The sequence below is a fragment of the Solicola agrisoli genome, from assembly GCF_049059935.1.
In the GTDB taxonomy this organism is placed as follows: domain Bacteria; phylum Actinomycetota; class Actinomycetes; order Propionibacteriales; family Nocardioidaceae; genus JAURVT01.
In genome coordinates this window covers 48,023-61,698 of sequence record NZ_JBMGQR010000008.1, presented here as the reverse complement: position 1 = coordinate 61,698, position 13,676 = coordinate 48,023, and the positions used below count along the sequence as shown (strand labels likewise).

15 protein-coding genes are annotated in these 13,676 nt (G+C 72.1%); 7 read left to right on the top strand and 8 right to left on the bottom strand.

Translation table 11 applies throughout. The features are described from left to right. Nucleotides 1–3: 3 nt before the first annotated feature. From mctP to ACI6PP_RS04925, 3 genes are read right to left on the bottom strand one after another with little or no spacing between them, the layout of a single operon-like run. Nucleotides 4–1,704 carry a monocarboxylate uptake permease MctP gene (gene mctP / locus ACI6PP_RS04935; protein ID WP_421109618.1) on the bottom strand — a complete coding sequence of 567 codons (1,701 nt, stop codon included), beginning with the start codon at nt 1,702–1,704 and terminating at the stop codon, nt 4–6. Then, complete coding sequence (locus ACI6PP_RS04930; protein WP_421109616.1) at nt 1,701–1,961, bottom strand: DUF3311 domain-containing protein; 261 nt, start codon at nt 1,959–1,961, stop codon at nt 1,701–1,703. The genes mctP and ACI6PP_RS04930 overlap by 4 nt, the downstream gene beginning before the upstream one ends. A gap of 51 nt (nt 1,962–2,012) precedes the next feature. Beyond that, the gene (locus ACI6PP_RS04925; protein WP_421109614.1) at nt 2,013–2,939 is read right to left on the bottom strand and encodes a DUF2785 domain-containing protein; all 927 of its coding nucleotides are present in this window, start codon (nt 2,937–2,939) and stop codon (nt 2,013–2,015) included. A gap of 66 nt (nt 2,940–3,005) precedes the next feature. Here ACI6PP_RS04925 and ACI6PP_RS04920 point away from each other — a divergent pair, with 66 nt between their 5' ends. Next, complete coding sequence (locus ACI6PP_RS04920) at nt 3,006–4,475, top strand: sensor histidine kinase (protein WP_421109612.1); 1,470 nt, start codon at nt 3,006–3,008, stop codon at nt 4,473–4,475. A 69-nt stretch (nt 4,476–4,544) separates the two neighbouring features. Here the strand turns inward: ACI6PP_RS04920 and ACI6PP_RS04915 are convergent, their stop codons facing one another. Continuing rightward, entirely contained in the window at nt 4,545–4,796 is a 252-nt protein-coding gene (locus ACI6PP_RS04915; RefSeq protein WP_421109610.1) for a WhiB family transcriptional regulator, read from the bottom strand. Nucleotides 4,797–5,075: 279 nt separating this feature from the next. Between ACI6PP_RS04915 and ACI6PP_RS04910 the strand changes: the two genes are divergently transcribed. Further along, a complete protein-coding gene (locus tag ACI6PP_RS04910) occupies nt 5,076–5,495 on the top strand; it encodes a hypothetical protein (RefSeq protein WP_421109609.1) in 420 nt (139 codons plus the stop codon). A gap of 6 nt (nt 5,496–5,501) precedes the next feature. Here the strand turns inward: ACI6PP_RS04910 and ACI6PP_RS04905 are convergent, their stop codons facing one another. Both ACI6PP_RS04905 and ACI6PP_RS04900 read right to left on the bottom strand, forming a co-directional pair. After that, nucleotides 5,502–6,311, bottom strand: coding sequence for an RNA polymerase sigma factor SigF (locus ACI6PP_RS04905; RefSeq protein ID WP_421109607.1), 810 nt, complete (start codon nt 6,309–6,311; stop codon nt 5,502–5,504). Then, complete coding sequence (locus tag ACI6PP_RS04900; RefSeq protein ID WP_421109605.1) at nt 6,308–6,727, bottom strand: hypothetical protein; 420 nt, start codon at nt 6,725–6,727, stop codon at nt 6,308–6,310. The genes ACI6PP_RS04905 and ACI6PP_RS04900 overlap by 4 nt, the downstream gene beginning before the upstream one ends. A 323-nt stretch (nt 6,728–7,050) precedes the next feature. Here ACI6PP_RS04900 and ACI6PP_RS04895 point away from each other — a divergent pair, with 323 nt between their 5' ends. From ACI6PP_RS04895 to ACI6PP_RS04875, 5 genes are all read left to right on the top strand, one after another. Beyond that, nucleotides 7,051–8,232 (top strand): NAD(P)-dependent malic enzyme, encoded by a 1,182-nt coding sequence (locus tag ACI6PP_RS04895; protein WP_421109603.1) that lies wholly within the window; start codon nt 7,051–7,053, stop codon nt 8,230–8,232. 187 nt (nt 8,233–8,419) lie between these two features. Next, nucleotides 8,420–10,684: a xanthine dehydrogenase family protein molybdopterin-binding subunit gene (locus ACI6PP_RS04890; protein WP_421109601.1), complete on the top strand. Its 2,265-nt coding sequence runs from the start codon at nt 8,420–8,422 to the stop codon at nt 10,682–10,684. Nucleotides 10,685–10,695: 11 nt separating this feature from the next. Continuing rightward, entirely contained in the window at nt 10,696–11,151 is a 456-nt protein-coding gene (locus ACI6PP_RS04885) for a (2Fe-2S)-binding protein (RefSeq protein ID WP_421109599.1), read from the top strand. Nucleotides 11,152–11,201: 50 nt separating this feature from the next. Further along, nucleotides 11,202–12,170: a zinc-binding dehydrogenase gene (locus tag ACI6PP_RS04880; RefSeq protein ID WP_421109597.1), complete on the top strand. Its 969-nt coding sequence runs from the start codon at nt 11,202–11,204 to the stop codon at nt 12,168–12,170. 90 nt (nt 12,171–12,260) lie between these two features. Beyond that, complete coding sequence (locus ACI6PP_RS04875) at nt 12,261–12,764, top strand: GNAT family N-acetyltransferase (protein WP_421109595.1); 504 nt, start codon at nt 12,261–12,263, stop codon at nt 12,762–12,764. Here ACI6PP_RS04875 and ACI6PP_RS04870 read toward each other — a convergent pair. Further along, nucleotides 12,743–13,483: an AAA family ATPase gene (locus tag ACI6PP_RS04870; protein WP_421109594.1), complete on the bottom strand. Its 741-nt coding sequence runs from the start codon at nt 13,481–13,483 to the stop codon at nt 12,743–12,745. The two genes, ACI6PP_RS04875 and ACI6PP_RS04870, sit on opposite strands and share 22 nt — an antisense overlap. A gap of 10 nt (nt 13,484–13,493) precedes the next feature. Next, a complete protein-coding gene (locus tag ACI6PP_RS04865; protein WP_421109592.1) occupies nt 13,494–13,676 on the bottom strand; it encodes a DUF6104 family protein in 183 nt (60 codons plus the stop codon).

The window sequence follows — 13,676 nt, the reverse complement described above, 5'->3', positions numbered from 1 at the left end:
ACCCTACCGACCGGTAGTGCCCTCCGCCGCCGCCGACGCGTCGCGCGGCGGCAGGTCGCCCTCCAGGCTCTCGACGACGCCCTCGTCGCCGGCGTCCGCGCGGTAGTCGCCCGACTCGGTCTCGTCGGTGCCGCGCGGCACGTTGGCCGACCGCAGGACCAGCGTGAGGAGGGTGGCGACCACCAGGTTGAGCACCAGGGCCGTGATGCCGAAGTACACCGGGTTGTCGCTCAGCTGCATGCCGAACACCTTGAGCGGCGCCACGGAACCGCCGAAGTGCGAGCCGGGATCGCCGACGGACGGCTGCGCGTAGGCGGCGTAGGTGCCCCACAGGAACCCGACGGCCCAGCCGGCCAGGAGCGCGTAGCGGTGGAACCACCGCGTGTACAGGCCGATGACGATCGCCGGCAGCGTCTGCAGGATCCAGATGCCACCCAGCAGCTGGAGGTTGATCGCGAACTCGTTGGGCAGCGCGAGGACGAACACCAGCGCGCCGAACTTGACCAGCAGGCTCGCGAGCTTGCTCTGGCGAGCCTCGTCGGCCGGCGTGCAGTCGGGCCGGATGTAGGTCTTGTAGATGTTGCGGGTCCACAGGTTGGCCGCGGCGATCGACATGATCGCGGCGGGCACGAACGCGCCGATCGCGATCGCGGCGAAGGCCAGGCCCGCGAACCAGCCCGGGAACTCGTTCTCGAACAGCTGCGGGATCGCGAGCTGCGCGTTGTCGGTCTGGACGCCCGCCGCGACGGCCGCGAGGCCGAGGAGCGCCAGCAGGCCGAGCAGGAACGAGTACGCCGGGAGCAGCGACGCGTTGCGCCGGATGATGTTGCGGTTCTTGGTCGACAGCACCGCGGTGATCGAGTGCGGGTACATGAACAGCGCGAGCGCCGAGCCGAGCGTCAGCGACGCGTACGCCCAGTGCGCGGGGCCCTGGGGGATCAGCCCACGAGCGGTGGCGTCGCCCGAGGCGATCGCGTCGGAGTTGGTGGAGTTGAACTCGTTGAACGAGCGCTCCGCGGCGTTGAAGATCTCGCCCCAGCCGCCGAGCTGCGTGGGCAGGTAGATCACCGCGGCGATGATGACGACGTAGATCAGCGAGTCCTTGACGAACGCGATCAGCGCCGGTGCCCGCAGGCCCGAGGAGTAGGTGTAGAGCGCGAGCACCAGGAACGCGACGAACAGCGGGATGTCCTTGATCAGCCAGTTGTCGCTGTCGGTGCCGATGCCGATGACGTCCAGCACCGCCTGGATGCCCACCAGCTGCAGCGCGATGTAGGGCATCGTCGCGAGCAGGCCGGTGAACGCGACGGCGAGCGTCAGGGCCTTGGAGTCCCAGCGGCCCTGGACGAAGTCGGCCGGTGTCACGTAGCGGTGGCGGTGCGAGACCGACCACAGACGCGGCAGGAAGATGAAGATGATCGGGTACAGGATGATCGTGTACGGCACCGCGAAGAAGCCCGTCACCGAGCCCGCGTAGAGCGTGGCCGGCACCGCGATGAACGTGTAGGCGGTGTAGATGTCGCCGCCGATGAGGAACCACGCGACGAACGTGCCGAAGCTGCGGCCGCCCAGGCCCCACTCGTCGAGGTTGTCGAGCTTGGCCACCTTGCGCCACCTCGAGGCCAGGAAGCCCATCACGGTGACGAGGATGAAGAAGAACAGGAAGACGGCCAGCGCCACGCCGTCGAGCCCGTCGCCGGTCATGCGCGGGGCTCCTGGTCCTTGCGCCCGACGGGCGGCCCCTCGATCTCGCGGCGGCGGCGCTCGTCGACGCGCACCATGCGGAACGCGATCGAGGTGCCGACCACCGACACCAGCACCAGCAGGAACTGGTACCAGTAGAAGAACGGGATGCCCGCGAGCTCCGGACCCCTGCGGGCGTAGGTGAACACGAGCAACGGCAGCACGACGGGGACCGCGAGCGCGATCCCGGCGACGTACACGGGCGTGCGGGACGGCACGTCGAGACCTCCGGCGGTGAGTCAGTGGACAGGCGACGTCGCCCCCGAGGCTCAGGTCGCTGAGGGGAACGTACGCCTTCCGGTGGACGATTGGAACAACCAGGGACTCTCTGCGCGGATCGCGTCGAGCACGACCAGCAGCAGGTCCGAGCGGTGCGGCGGACGGCCGCGGAACAGGTCGGCGTCGTCGCGCTGGCCGGGGCGACCCTGCACGCCGAGCGCGAGCTGGATGTGCAGCGAGCGCAGGTAGGCCGAGGTGTTGTGGGCGCTGACGGTGGGCCACTCGCCGACGACCGAGCCGCGCGTGCGCGGCGGGCGGGTGCCCTCGGCGACGCGGGCGAGCCACGGCTCGAGCACGCCGAACGCCAGTTCGCCGCGCTGCAGGACGGCCATCGTCGCGTACGCGAGACGGTCCTCCTCGCCGTGGCGCCAGGCGTGCGTGGTGGGGGTCAGCAGGCGGTCGGCGGTGACGTCGAGCAGCACGGTCAGCTCGAGCCGCTTGAAGTGCCGTGATCGCGCGAGCGCACCCAGCAGGTCGGCCCCGTGGGCGACGGCCAGCGCGCGGCCCTGCCCGGGGATCCAGCCCCGCAGGTCGCGCTCGCGGACGTACCAGGACGTGGCGAGGTCGCCCCACGACATCACGGTGTCGGGCGGGACGAGCGCCTCGTTGTTGTCGCGGGAGACGATCTCGGCCAGCAGCAGCGCGCTGAACGAGCGCCGCAGCACCGACACGTCGCCGTCGCCGCCGAGGCCGGTGCGCAGCCCGGGCGCGATGCCGTTGCCGAGCCCGGTGAGGACGTGGTCGTACTCGCCCTGCGAGATCCAGGTGGCCAGCAGCGGGTACGCGAGGTCGTCGCGCAGACGGGGGTTGGGGCTGCCCAGCATCTCGACGAGCTCCATCGTGGACTCGTCGAGGGGGCGGTCGGCGGGGACGTGCATGCCGGCGCTGACCACCGACTGCCAGTACGACTCCGACACGGCCCCATCGTCGCACGCCGACCCGCGGGAGCGGGACGCCCATCTGGACGGGCCTAGGCTGTGGCCGTGCCCTCGCTGGACGACGTCGCCCACCACCAGACCCGTCTCGAGCCGCTGGACGTCGAGTGGCTCCACCTGCTCATCGCCGACTGGCAGATCATCGCCGACCTGTCGTTCGCCGACCTGCTGCTCTGGCTCCCCGACGCCGAGGGACGCGGCTTCTGGGCCGGGGCGCAGATGCGTCCGACGACGGGTCCGACGGCGCTCGTCGACGACCTCGTCGGCGACTTCGTGCCGGCCGGTCGCCGTCCGATGGTCGACGCGGCCCTGGCCGAGGGCCGGGTGATCCGCGAGGGCGACCCCGAGTGGCTCGACCACGTGCCGGTGCGGGTCGAGGCCATCCCGGTGCGCCGGGGCGACCGCGTCATCGCGGTGATCGCACGCAGCACCAACCTGCTCGGCGTGCGCACCCCCAGCCGCCTCGAGCTGGCCTACCTGCAGACGGCGGGCGAGCTCGCGACCATGATCAGCCGCGGCGAGTTCCCGACGCCGGGGGAGCCGTCGGCGCCGAGCCGCTCGTTGCGGGTGGGTGACGGGTTCGTGCGCACCGACGCCGACGGCACCGTCTCGTACGCGAGCCCCAACGCGATGTCGGCGTACCGGCGGCTCGGCCTGACCGGCGACCTGGTGGGCCAGCCCCTGGCCGGCACCACCGAGACGCTGGTGCCCACCTCGGCGCGCGCCACCGACGTCGCGCTGTCGGCGGTCGTCGCCGGACGCGCCCCGGCCGAGGCCGAGCTGGAGAACCGCGGGGCGTCGCTGCTGCTCCGGTCGGTGCCCCTGCGGGCCGACGGCGAGCGCAGCGGAGCGCTCGTGCTGCTGCGCGACGTCACCGAGCTGCGCCGCAGCGAGCGCGAGCTGATGAGCCGCGAGGCGACCATCCGCGAGATCCACCACCGGGTGAAGAACAACCTGCAGACGGTCGCCGCCCTGCTGCGGCTGCAGGCGCGGCGGCTCGACTCGCCCCAGGGACGACAGGCGCTCGAGGAGGCCGAGCGCCGGGTCGGCTCGATCGCCCTCGTCCACGAGACGCTCAGCCGCAAGCTCGACGAGACCGTGGAGTTCGACGAGATCGCCGACCGCCTGCGTCTGACGGTCGCCGAGGTGTCGTCGTCCTCGTCGCGGGTGACCACCACCCGTCGCGGGACCTTCGGCGTGCTCCCCGCCGAGGTGGCCACCCCCCTGGCGATGGTGCTCACCGAGCTGATCCAGAACGCCGCCGAGCACGCGTTCGCCGACGGCCCGGGCGAGGTGGTGCTCGAGGTCGAGCGGACCCCCGGACGGCTGGTGCTCACCGTCGTCGACGACGGCGTCGGCATCCCCGCCGACGTCGACCCCCGCGAGAGCGCCGGTCTCGGCGTCTCGATCGTGGGGGTGCTGGTCGAGACCGAGCTGGGCGGCACCCTCGCCTTCGGCCCGGGCCGGGGACCCGACGGTGCCGGTACCCGCGTCGAGGTCGCCCTGCCCCTCGCCTAGCCGGCCCGAGAACGACGACGGCCCCGCACCCCGAGGGGTGCGGGACCGTCAGGGTCCTGTGGGTGCTGCTCAGGCGGTGCGGACGCGGGCACGGGCGTTGCGGCGCTTCAGCGCGCGACGCTCGTCCTCGCTGAGACCGCCCCAGACACCGTGGTCCTGACCGGACTCCAGGGCCCACTCCAGGCAGAGCTCGCGGACGTCACAGCGTCGGCAGACCACCTTGGCCTCCTCGATCTGGGCGATCGCGGGGCCGGTGTTGCCGATCGGGAAGAACAGCTCTGGATCCTCTTCGAGACACGCAGAGCGGTGACGCCAATCCACGGCCTTGCCTCCTTCTTGACTGGGTAGGTCGTGACCGGCGGGTCTCGACCTCATGTCGAACAGATCACCACCGCCTCGACCGTCATCTGACCGTCATCTGCTGACGGGTGGGACGGGGCCGGACGTCGTGTCGGGGCACGACGAGGAGCGCTCTGTTCAAGCTGAGTCGATCGTCGCAACAAACCCTCCCTTGCACAAGGGAGTTGCCGTTGTCGAATCTGTCACATCTGGGGTAGACCCGTACGGGGCGGACGGTGGTCCGGGACGTACGCTCGGCGCGTGGACACGCCGCAGGAGCAGCCGGGACCCGGCACGGGCGCCCGAGCCGCCGTCGTGCTCGCCGCGGTCGTGGTCGCGGCCGAGGCCCTCGCCCTGCTGACGTTCGCGGCCCTCGACCTCGCCTCGGTGTCGTCCGGCCGGCTCGCGCTCGGCATCGGCACGTCGTTGTTCTTCGTCGTCTACGGGGGTGGACAGCTCGTCGCCGCGTGGGGGCTGCTGCGCCTGCGCTCGTGGTCGCGGGGACCGGTGCTGTTCACCCAGCTGATCCAGCTCGGCCTGGCCTGGAACCTGCGCGGCACCGGCACCCCGCTGGCGCCGTTCCTGGTGGTGGCCGCCGTGGTGGTGCTCGGGTGCCTGCTCAACCGGCCGGTGCTGCGGGCGTTCGAGGCGGCCGACCCGCCCGACCCCCACACGGTCTGAGCCAGGTCAGAGCTCGTCGCCGAGGCCCTCGCGCAGCTTCGCGAGCGTCCGCGACAGCAGCCGCGAGACGTGCATCTGCGACATCCCGATCTCCTGCGCGATCTGCGACTGCGTCATCTGCCCGAAGAACCGCAGCATGAGGATCTGCCGGTCGCGCGGCTCCAGGGCCGCCAGCAGGGGCTTGAGCGACTCGCGGTACTCCACGTGCTGCAGCGCCGCGTCGTCCTCGCCGAGCACGTCGGCCATGGAGCCGCCCTCGCCCGAGCGGGCGTCGGGCGCGTCGAGGGAGAGCGTGGAGTAGGCGTTGGCCGACTCCAGGCCCTCGAGGACGGTCTCCTCGCTCACCCCGAGGCGCTCGGCGATCTCGGTGACCGTGGGGGAGCGGCCGAGCTGCTGGTTCAGCTCGGCGGTGGCCCCGGCGAGCGAGATGCGCATCTCCTGCAGCCGCCGGGGCACCCGGATGCTCCAGCCCTTGTCGCGGAAGTGCCGCTTGATCTCGCCCACGACCGTCGGGGTGGCGTAGGTGGAGAACTCGACCCCGCGGTCGGACTCGAACCGGTCGATGGCCTTGAGCAGGCCGATGGTGCCCACCTGCACGAGGTCGTCGAGGGGCTCGCCGCGGTTGCGGAACCGCTTGGCCAGGTGCTCGACGAGCGGCAGGTGCAGGGACACCAGACGGGAGCGCGCCTCGACGCGGGCGTCGTCGTCGTCGCCGGCGAGCTCGGCGAACGCGGCCTGGGTGCGCACCTTGACGTCGTCGCCGAGCCCCTCCTCGGGATCGGCGCGGTGCGCCGGCTCGTGGGACGGCCCGGTCACGACCGCTCGTCCTGCTCGCGTGGGTGGGTGAGCACCAGCGACAGGCCGCTCCGGCCGTCGGCGGTGGTGAGCGCGACGTCGACCGAGCTGGCGAGCGCGGTGAGGACCATCCAGGCGAAGCCCTCCGGGCGCGGCGGGCGCGGCGTCTCGGTGGGCACCTCGCACCGCAGCACCAGCCGGCGGCCGTCGAGGAAGAACGCGAACGTCAGCATCGCGTCGGCGGTGGCCTGCTGCAGCAGGAGGGCGCCGGCCTCGTCGACGGCCATCCGCAGGTCCTCGATGTCGTCGAGGGTGAAGTCCAGACGCGCGGCGAGGGCGGCGGCGGCGGTGCGCAGGAGCGAGAGGTGGACGCCGTCCGCGGGCACGCTCAGCTCGACCTCGGGACGCCCTCGGGCGTGGTCGTCGTGCTGGGTCACTGGGTCCCTTCGGCGGGGTCCGGTCCGGTCGTGCTCGCACACTCTAACGACGTGCCCCGCCGTGCGGGAGGCGCGTTCGACCACGTCGGGCCACGCCGGTCGTGACGCCCGTCACGGCAGGGATCCGGCCGGTCGCGGGGCTCGTCGGCTGTGCCACACTGACCGCGGGAGACCCCCACGTCCTGCGTCCGGCGGCCTGATCGGCAGCCCCGCACGGTCCGCACGCGCTCGCGTCGCCGGATCCCGCCCCTCGCCGCGTCCACCGCGGTCACACGACAGTCGCCGAGGCGTCGTCCTCGTCGCGACGACCGGAGGTCCCACCCATGTCCCTCGCCGACGACACTCGTCCCCTGGTCGACGACCCCGCCTTCGCGCTGCACGTGGGCGGCAAGATGGAGGTCGCGAGCACCGTGCCGCTGACCGGTGCCGACGACCTCTCGCTGGCCTACACGCCCGGCGTCGCCCGGGTGTGCGAGGCGATCGCCGCCGACCCCGAGCTCGCCCAGGAGTACACCTGGATCCCCAACACGGTCGCGGTGGTCACCGACGGCACCGCGGTGCTGGGGCTCGGCGACATCGGGCCGACCGCGGCCATGCCCGTGATGGAGGGCAAGGCCGTGCTGTTCAAGCAGTTCGGCGGCGTCGACGCCATCCCGATCTGCCTGGCCACCACCGACACCGAGGAGATCATCGAGACGGTCGTGCGGATGGCGCCGAGCTTCGGCGGCGTCAACCTCGAGGACATCTCCGCACCCCGCTGCTTCGAGATCGAGCAGCGGTTGCAGGAGCTGCTCGACGTCCCGGTGTTCCACGACGACCAGCACGGCACCGCCGTCGTGGTGCTCGCCGCGTTGATCAACGCCGTCCGCCTCACCGGCCGGACGATGGAGGACACCAAGGTGGTGATCTCGGGCGCGGGCGCGGCGGGCGTCGCGGTCACCAGGATCCTGCTGCAGGCCGGCGTGAGGCACGTCGCGGTGTGCGACTCCAAGGGCGTCATCCACGGTGGCCGGGATGACCTGACCTCCGTCAAGGCCGGCATCGCCGCCGACACCACCCACGCCGCGGCGACCGGCCAGCTGGCCGACGCGCTCGTCGGCGCGGACGCCTTCATCGGCGTCTCCGGCGGCTCGGTGCCCGGCGAGGCCGTGGCGCAGATGGCCGACCGGGCGATGATCTTCGCGCTCGCCAACCCCACCCCCGAGGTGCACCCCGACGTCGCCCGCCAGCACGCGGCCGTCGTCGCCACCGGACGCTCGGACTACCCCAACCAGATCAACAACGTGCTCGCCTTCCCCGGCATCTTCCGGGGGGCCATCGACGTCCGCGCGTCGCGGATCACCGAGGGCATGAAGGTCGCCGCCGCCCTGGCGCTCGCCGACCTGGTGGGCGACGACCTCGAGGCCGCCTACGTCATCCCCTCCCCGTTCGACGACCGGGTCGCGGCGGCGGTCTCGGCCGCCGTGTCCGCCGCGGCCCGTGCGGACGGCGTCGCCCGCCGGTAGCCGACGGCTCCGCGGTACCTCACGCACCTGCGCCCCTCGACCCCGGTCGAGGGGCGCAGGTGCGTCTGCACCCAATTAACGAACGTTAACGTCACGGAAATACAGGTTTCGTCACGCGTCGTTGACGGGTAGTCAATAGGTCGAGGGACCACCGTCGCCCGCCTCGGGGCGAGACGAGAGGAGACCCATGACCGCCACGTCCGAGCACGGCGTCGACCGGCTGGAGGACGCACCGGACGGCCTCGGCCGCCGGCGCTTCCTGGCCTACCTGGTCGCCGCACCCACGCTCACCGTCACCGTCCTCGGTGCCGACGCCGCCGCCGGCCCGAGCTCGCCGGGGTCCGCCCCGGCCTCCGCCGCCGTCGTCCCGCAGCCCGCGGAGATCCTCGACCTCGGGGACGCCCTGATCCTGGCCGGCCTGCCCACGTCGGGCCTGCTGCTGCTGGAGGTGCGCGAGGACGGCACCGTCCGCCTGGAGCTGCCGCGCTCGGAGGTCGGGCAGGGCATCACGACCACGTTCAGCATGCTCGTGGCCGAGGAGATGGACGTCCCGATGTCGGACGTCGTCGTGGAGCTGTCCGACGCCCGCCCCGAGCTGCTGATGAACCAGCTGACCGGCGGCTCGAACACCGTGCGGAGCCTGTTCGACCCCGTCCGCAACGCCTGCGCCTCGGCCCGTGCGCGCCTGCGCACCGCGGCGGCGCAGCAGTGGAAGGTCGCCGTCGAGGACGTGTCGACCAAGGACGGCAGCCTGATCGGCCCGCGTGGGCTCGAGGCCGGCATCGGCACGCTGACCAACGCCGCCGCGGCGCTCGGCCTGCCCAACCTCAAGGCCGCGCCCAAGGACGTCAAGGACTACGCCCTGGTCGGCAAGGCCACCAACCGCGTGGACGCCCGCAAGGCCGTCACGGGGACGCTGGAGTACGCGACCGACCTGGCGGTCGAGGGCGCGATGCCGGTGATGGTGGCGCGTCCGCCGACGATCAACGGCACCCCGCAGTCGTTCAACGAGGCCGAGATCAAGGCGATGCCCGGCGTGATCGACGCGAAGATCATCGAGACCGGCGTCGCCATCATGGCCGAGACCTTCGGCCAGGCGCTCGACGCCAAGCAGGCCCTGAAGGGGCAGTGGGGCAAGGGCACCGTCGACGACCTGTCGGACGCCGACATCTTCGCCAAGCTGCACAAGGCCACGCTGCCGTTCACCGTGCCCAGGCTCCCCATCGGCGTCAAGAACGTGGGCGGCGAGTTCGACTTCCACTTCGCCAGCCACGCCCCGCTCGAGCCCAACTCGGCCATCGCCGACGTCCGCAAGGACCGCGCGACGATCTGGGCCGGCCTGAAGTCGCCCGTGATCGCGCAGCAGACCATCGCGTCCGAGCTCGGGCTGCCGCAGGACGAGGTGACCGTCCACGTCCTGCAGGGCGGGGGCTCGTTCGGGCGCCGGCTGTTCTTCGACGCCGCACTGGAGGCCGCTCGCGCCTCCAAGGCGTTCGGCCGCCCCGTCCGCCTGATGTGGACGCGCATCGACGACATGCGCCACGGACGTGCGCGCGCGGCGTCGCACCACAAGGTCCGCGCCACCTACGGCCTGGGCAAGGTGCTGACGTGGGAGCAGCGCGTCGCGTCGGTCGAGACCGACTTCCGTCACGGGCTCGGCGAGATCCTCACCGGGGTCGCGTCGCAGCTGCCCGTCGGTGGCAACGTCAGCTTCGCGCAGACGGTGTTCCTGACGACCGTGCACACCCCGTACAAGTTCGGCGCCGTGACGAACCTGCTCAACGAGGTGCCGCTGCGGATGCACACCGGGTCGTTCCGGTCGGTGTACTCGGCCAACACCCGCGGCTCGGAGGAGATCGTCGTCGACGAGCTCGCCAAGGCCATGGGCAAGGACCCGTACCAGTTCCGTCGCAGCTTCCTGAGCAAGCCGAACCAGGTGGCCGTCCTCGACAAGGTGGCCAAGGAGGGCGAGTGGGGCAGGACGATGCCCGCCGGGTTCGCCCAGGGCATCGCGTTCCACGACGAGTACAAGTCGTGCACGGCGTGCCTGGTCGAGATCGACGCGCGCGACCCGAAGGCGCCCAAGGTCACCCGGGCGACGATCGCGGCCGACGTCGGCTTCGCCCTGAACCCCCGCGGCCTCGAGGCCCAGCTGCTCGGCGGGCTGTCGGACGCCGTCGGCACCACGCTGCGCGCCGGGCTCCACATCGAGGACGGGCTGCCGCTCGAGGGCTCGTACTCGCAGTTCCACTACACGCGTCAGGCCGACTACCCGAACGACGTGAAGGTCTTCGTCATGGACTCCTCCGAGGAACCCGGGGGAGCCGGCGAGCTCGGCCTGCCCGCCGCCGTCGGGGCGATCGCCAACGCCTACGCGCGTGCGACGGGCACCGTCCCGCGCACCTTCCCGATCAACTTCCCGGTCGACTTCGAGCCGTTCCCGGCCCAGTGAGGAGCACTGACATGCCGAACCACACCTTCACCGTCAACGGCGAGCAGGTCACCGTCGAGGCCCCCGACGACCTGTCGACCCTCTGGGTGCTGCGCGACAAGCTGGGCGTCAAGGGCCCCAAGTACGGCTGCGGCATCGACGTCTGCAAGGCCTGCACGAGCCACCTCGACGGCAAGAAGTTCAACCCGTGCGTCACGCCGGTCTCGGAGGTGGAGGGCCGCGAGGTCACCACCATCGAGGGACTCGCCGACGGCGACGACCTGCACCCCGTCCAGGAGGCGTGGCTGGAGATGGACGTGGCGCAGTGCGGCTACTGCCAGCCCGGCCAGATCATGGCCGCCGTCGACCTGCTGCGACGCACGTCGGACCCCACCGACGAGGACATCGACGCGATCGAGAACGTCTGCCGCTGCGGCACGTACGCGCGCATCCGCGACGCGATCAAGTCGGCCGCGAGCAGGATGTGAGCGGCCGTGCCCGACGGGTGCGCGACGTGACCCGTCGGTAGGGTCGGGCCATGTTCGCCGTCTACGCCGAGTCCTTCTCCACCGACGACCCGCTGTCCGGCCTCGTGCTGGGCGATCGTCCCGACCCCGAGGTGCCCCCGGGCTGGACCACCGTCCAGGTCAGGGCCGCCTCGATCAACCACCACGACGTCTGGTCGCTGCGTGGCGTGGGCCTGCGCGACGAGTCGCTCCCGATGATCCTCGGCTGCGACGCCGCGGGCATCGACGAGGACGGCAACGAGGTCGTCGTGCACGCGGTGATCAGCGACCCGTCCTGGTCCGGTGACGAGACGCACGACCCCAAGCGGTCGCTGCTCTCCGAGCGCTACCAGGGCACGATGGCCGACAAGGTCGCGGTGCCCCGGGGGAACGTCGTCCCCAAGCCGGCGGGTCTGTCCTTCGAGGAGGCCGCGTGCCTGCCGACGGCGTGGCTCACCGCCTACCGGATGCTGTTCACCCAGTCGGGCCTCAAGCCCGGCGACACCGTGCTCGTGCAGGGTGCGGGCGGCGGCGTGGCCACCGCCTGCATCATGCTCGCGCGGGCCGCGGGAATCCGGGTCTTCGCCACCAGCCGTGACGAGGCCAAGCGGGCCAAGGCGCTGGAGATCGGGGCGCACGAGGTCTTCGAGGCCGGTGCGCGCATGCCGTACCGCGTCGACGCCGTGATGGAGACGGTCGGCGCGGCCACCTGGTCGCACTCGATCAAGTCGCTCAAGCCCGGCGGCACCGTCGTCATCGTCGGCGCGACCTCGGGCGACGCGCCGTCGCACGCCGAGCTGACCCGGATCTTCTTCCTCCAGCTGCGGATCCAGGGCTCCACCATGGGCACCCGCACCGAGCTCGCCGAGCTGGTCCAGCTGCTCGACGTCTCCGGCGTCCGTCCGCTCATCGACCGCACCATCGCGATGGACGACGCCCGCGACGGCTTCGCCGCCGTCGCCGCCGGTGACGTCTTCGGCAAGGTCGTCCTCACCCGCTGACCGCCCCGCCACCCGTGGTCGAGATACGGGTTCTGCACCACCGAAGCGTCGATCGTGGTGCAGAACCCGTATCTCGGCGATGCTCGGGGGGTGAGCGAGCCGGTGATCAGGACGGCGACGGCGGACGACGCGGAGGCGGCGGCCGCCTGCCACGTCGCGTGCTGGCGCGAGGCGTACGCGGGACTCGTCGACGCCGACGTGCTGGCCCGCCGCACCGGTGACCTCGCGACGCGGATCGAGCGCTGGCGTGCGTTCGCCACGCAGGACCCGCCGCGGTGGCTCGCCACCTGGGGCGACGAGGTGGTCGGCTTCGCGGCCGCCGGTCCGGGGCGTGACGACGACGTCGAGGTCGCGCTCGAGCTGTACGCGATCTACGTCCGCGCCGCCTGGCACGGCGCCGGCGTCGCGACACGTCTGCTCCACCGCGCGATCGGCGACGCGCCCGCGTATCTCTGGATGTTCGACGGCAACGCCCGCGCCGCGTCGTTCTACGCGCGCCACCGCTTCGTCCCCGACGGCACCCGCAAGCACGACCCCGACTTCGGTGTCGACGAGGTGCGGCTCACCCGCCGTCAGTCGTCGGCGAGGAGGTGACGGAGGTAGCGGTCGGGGGAGTCGAGGAACGCGCGCCAGTGGGCGACGAGGTCGAGGTCCTCCCAGGTCGACTCGCGCAGGCCCCACGGCCCGACCTCCACGACCCGGGCACCGGGGAGCGAGGCGAGGACGGGGGAGTGCGTCGCGCACAGCACCTGGCCGCCGTCTCCGACGAGCCGGTCAAGCGTGCTCATCAGCCGCAGCGTGGAGGAGAACGACAGTGCCGCCTCGGGCTCGTCGAGGCAGTAGAAGCCCGGGGAGTCGAAGCGGTGCTCCAGCACCGCCAGGAACGACTCGCCGTGGCTCATCTCGTGGAACACCGGGTCGCCTCGTCCCGGGTTCTCCTCGAGGAAGGTGTACCAGCCGTGCATCGTCTCGGCGCGCAGGAAGAATCCCCACCTCCCGGCTCCGAGGCCCCGGCGCATCCGCAGCGCACCCGGCAGCCGCGACTCGGACCGCCGGGTGGTGTGGCGCCCGAACGTCGTGCCGCCCTCGGGTGACAGCCCGTACAGCTCGGCGACGGCCTCGACGATCGTCGACTTGCCCGAGCCGTTCTCGCCCACCAGGAACGTGACGCCCGGCGGCAGGTCGAGCCCGTCCTCGAGCAGCTGGGCCACGGCCGGCACGGTGCGCGGCCACTCGTCGTGGCCGAGGTCGTTCCCCGGCTCGGGATCGGGGTCGGGTTCCACCCGCAGCACCGGCGGCTGGTCCCACCTCATGCGCGCAGGGTCAGTCGTCGTCGAGGTCGTCGTCGAGCCGCGCGAGCCAGGTGGCCAGCCGCTCGACGGGCACCTCGAACTCGGGGTTCAGGTCGACGAACTCGGTGAGCCGCTCGGCCACCCAGGCGAGGCTGACGTCCTCCTCGCCCCGCCTGGCGGCCAGCTCCTCGATGCCGCGGTCGGTGAAGTACAC